General features: G+C 60.4%; 1 protein-coding gene. It reads right to left on the reverse strand.

What is annotated here, in order from left to right; genetic code table 11:
- Window positions 1-338 (reverse strand): hypothetical protein (locus tag EN846_RS34100; protein ID WP_210236150.1); only part of this gene is annotated, 338 nt, incomplete at both ends.

Consider the following 338-nt stretch of genomic DNA (forward strand, 5'->3'; position numbering starts at 1 on the left):
CGCATTCAGCAACTGCTCGACCTGCTGCTGCGGCGGGCGATCAAACCCCTCGCCCAGGACTGCCAGGTAGCGCTCCCTGAATCCCTCCGGATCCTGCTGGTCTTGTGCGAAGAGCTGCACCGCAATCAGTCCGGCATACAGGTAATTGGCCAGGTAAAGCGGATCCTCATACATTAGCCGCTTGGATACCCAGGTGCTGCGCAGCTCGGGATACTGCTCCGATGCGCCCCCGTACCTGCCCAGTACCTTCATCGTCAGCGCATCAAGCGCGTGTGCGTTGCCAACCTCATCGGCGGCCACTTCCTGATAGATGGACTGTTCCAGATCGGCCTCTTCAG

The organism is Mesorhizobium sp. M4B.F.Ca.ET.203.01.1.1 (assembly GCF_004791025.1).
Taxonomy (GTDB): domain Bacteria; phylum Pseudomonadota; class Alphaproteobacteria; order Rhizobiales; family Rhizobiaceae; genus Mesorhizobium; species Mesorhizobium abyssinicae.